The organism is Brachybacterium sp. AOP25-B2-12, from assembly GCF_052378625.1.
Taxonomy (GTDB): domain Bacteria; phylum Actinomycetota; class Actinomycetes; order Actinomycetales; family Dermabacteraceae; genus Brachybacterium.
Map to the genome: position 1 here is coordinate 1 of NZ_JBQSXW010000049.1, position 2,387 is coordinate 2,387.

Annotated in this window: 5 protein-coding genes; 2 read left to right on the plus strand and 3 right to left on the minus strand. The window is 70.4% G+C overall.

The features are described 5' to 3' along the window. The first annotated feature begins 310 nt into the window (after positions 1 to 310). Positions 311 to 460, plus strand: coding sequence for a hypothetical protein (locus tag ACT3TZ_RS15005; protein WP_444584218.1), 150 nt, complete (start codon positions 311 to 313; stop codon positions 458 to 460). Here the strand turns inward: ACT3TZ_RS15005 and ACT3TZ_RS15010 are convergent. Further along, positions 457 to 591, minus strand: coding sequence for a hypothetical protein (locus ACT3TZ_RS15010; protein WP_444584219.1), 135 nt, complete (start codon positions 589 to 591; stop codon positions 457 to 459). The genes ACT3TZ_RS15005 and ACT3TZ_RS15010 overlap by 4 nt on opposite strands. Between ACT3TZ_RS15010 and ACT3TZ_RS15015 the strand changes: the two genes are divergently transcribed. Next, the gene (locus ACT3TZ_RS15015) at positions 575 to 997 is read left to right on the plus strand and encodes a Type 1 glutamine amidotransferase-like domain-containing protein (protein ID WP_444584220.1); all 423 of its coding nucleotides are present in this window, start codon (positions 575 to 577) and stop codon (positions 995 to 997) included. The genes ACT3TZ_RS15010 and ACT3TZ_RS15015 overlap by 17 nt on opposite strands. 96 nt (positions 998 to 1,093) lie before the next feature. On the opposite strand, the gene ACT3TZ_RS15020 is transcribed toward ACT3TZ_RS15015, so the two are convergent. After that, complete coding sequence (locus ACT3TZ_RS15020) at positions 1,094 to 1,675, minus strand: DUF1541 domain-containing protein (RefSeq protein ID WP_444584221.1); 582 nt, start codon at positions 1,673 to 1,675, stop codon at positions 1,094 to 1,096. Positions 1,676 to 1,914: 239 nt separating this feature from the next. Beyond that, on the minus strand, positions 1,915 to 2,292 hold the full coding sequence (locus ACT3TZ_RS15025; RefSeq protein ID WP_444584222.1) for a hypothetical protein: 378 nt from the start codon (positions 2,290 to 2,292) through the stop codon (positions 1,915 to 1,917). Positions 2,293 to 2,387: the final 95 nt, after the last annotated feature.

Here is a 2,387-nt window from a genome sequence, read left to right on the forward strand (position 1 = left end):
CAGATAGCTCTGTTCCTGACAGATCGCGTGAGAACCTACAACAGCAACACCTTTGCACACGACTCCCCGGATGGCTTCCCCGCACCCTGTACGGAAGGCTCGAGGCGGCACCGCCGGGAGAGCTGATGGAAGACCGGCGACACGGAGCCGGAGCATCGAACGCAGGCATGGAGTCCGCTCGCCTCCCGGGAGAGGTGGCGCGGCGTGCACCTTTCCGCGATCATCACGGAACGCGAGGAGGGTCCCGCTCTGGCCAGGACGCGCCGTCCTCACCGTCGCCGCGACCACCTCCCACGGAACCGAGGCCGCCATGAAGTACCTCCTCACCTCGAACGGCGTCACCAATGCGAGCATCGAGCGCGCTCTCGTCGATCTGCTCGGCACGCCGATCTCCGAGTGCTCGGCGCTGTTCGTCCCCACGGGCGTGCACCCCTTCCCCGGCGGAGCGCATCATGCCTAGGACCCGATCTGCGGATCGGCCGGCAGTCGGGCGACGGCACTGGGCTGGGCATCGATCGGGATCCTCGAGCTCACGGCGCTGCCCAGCACCCGGCCCGAGAGCTGGGTGCCGGCAGTGCGCAGGGCGGACACGATCATCGTCTGGGGCGGCGACGTCCTGTACCTCCGTCACTGGATGCAGGAGTCGGGCCTGGCCACCCTCCTCCCGGAGCTCGAGAACGCCGTGTATCTCGGGATCAGGGCGGGGAGCATCGTGGTCACGCCGTTCAACGACGATGCCGATGTCGATCGCCGCTTCGTCCCGGACGGGAGCGACAGGGGCCGGGACGCCGAACACGCCCTGGGCCTCGTCGACATCGCGCTGTTCCCGCACCTGGACAACGCGGACATGCCCGAGGCGAGCCTCGACGAGATCCGCCGGTGGTCCCAGGGGATCCCCGTCCCCACCTACGCCATCGACGACGACACCGCGCTGCGGATCGTCGGCCACGCGGTCGAGGTGGTGTCCGAGGGGTCCTGGTCGCTGTTCACGCCGTGAGGCCGCCCGCCGTCCGACACCGACACCTGCGGGGGGCGCGGTGCGACCCCGAACCTCGCCGGGAGGGCTCGCGCCACCGCCGCGATGCCCCGCCCGTCACGACGCGGGGGCGATCTCGCTGTCCACGACCCACATGTGGTTCGTCATGGCCGTCCCGTTGACCACCAGGTCGACCACGTACACGGTCTCGTCGGTCGAGGACGCGATCGTGGCCTTCGCCCCGTCCATCCCCTCCATGTGCTCCGCGTCCAGGGTGACCTCGGTGCCGTCCGCGAGCCGGGCGTCGCCAGCGTCCACGATCTCCTCCTGGACCACCCATTCGTGATCGGTGACCTCCTGACCACCCGTGGTCGGGGTGAAGTCGACGGCGTACGTGTAGCTGGTGTACGCGCCCACGATCGTTGCCGTCGCTCCATCCATGCCCGGCATGTGATCGGCCGTGAGCGTGACCTCGCCGCCCACCGGATACGTGGGGTCCGCGGCCTCGGTCATCCCCGGAGGGACAGGCCCTCCGTCCTCCGGATGGTCCGCATGGGCATCTCCTCCCTGGCCGCCATGTGCGTGCTCACCGTGCGTGGTCGCAGGGCTGGCGTCGTCAGCGTCCGGCGCGCATCCTCCCAGCACGAGGGCGCCGCCGAAGGCGATGACGGCCGCCCATGTCGTGGTTCGCGAGGTCATGGCGGAGCTCCTTGGTGGCGGGATCTTCGGGACCGGGCGGACGTGCTGCCCGAGGCCCCGATCTTATACCCCTAGGGGGTATATCATCGCTGACGCCGTCATCGATCCCGGAGACCTGTCCGAGACCAGGGTGTGTCGCAGGCCCCCGATCCACAGCCGTGCCCCACATCGTCCCGGAGCACGCACCCCGGTCCTCGGGACGCGTCCCGGCGCGCCGGCGGGCCCCTCCGGCACGGCACTCAGGCGACCTGCCTCATGGCCCGGTGGGACCAGATCACGAAGGTCGAACCCTCGAAGGTGCAGGTCCGATCGTCGTCGCCGGACGCGGCCGAGGTGCAGGCGTATCGGGCGTCGACCTCGCGTGCGCACAGCGTGTCGTCGGTGCACCCGAGCTCGACGACGGGCAGCGACCCGGAGTCGCAGTCGGAGGTCAGGACCTCGGCGCTCGACACCGCGTCGAGATGCGTGCGCATGTCCTCGGCCAGTCCCCGGGCGAAGTCCAGCTCGCGATCCGTGCAGGGGTCGAAGGTCCGGCACACCCCGACCCCGACGAGGACAGCCCCTCCCGCCAGGGCGAGAGCAGTCAGGGAGAGGACCGCGATCACCGCCCTGCGCATCCTTGCCTCCTGACCCGGCGCCCCCGGCGGGGCGTGGACACAGTGTGCACGCCACCAGGGCTGCGCGCGGCGACGTCCAGCACGACGCCCCTAGC